The following is a 247-nucleotide window of genomic DNA, read 5'->3' as shown; positions in this document are numbered from 1 at the left end:
ATATTTTTTTATGCGTTGACAAATATTGCCAGTACCTTTTTCTAACTTTAGCATGTCAGTAGCGTTGCGGCTTATCAGTGGCCTTCTATATGGCATCTATTTTGGGTTTTTGGCTATGGTCGTGTCTTTTAATGGTACAAATGAATGAACGTTCCAAAGTTTTTGGGTATGTTATGCTTGGTTTAACAATTGCGACCGTTTTTGAAGCACCAGATGCGACCTGGATTGGATAGATTTTTGGTTGGCA

At 38.5% G+C, this 247-nt stretch carries 1 pseudogene; it reads left to right on the top strand.

Annotated features, from left to right (window positions below):
• A pseudogene (locus tag ACFIK8_RS08885) lies at positions 1 to 247 on the top strand (MFS transporter); the annotation flags it as partial.

Source organism: Bartonella sp. MR168JLCBS (assembly GCF_042194175.1).
The sequence above is the reverse complement of the archived record's forward strand: the minus strand, read 5'-3'. Positions and strand labels throughout refer to the sequence as shown.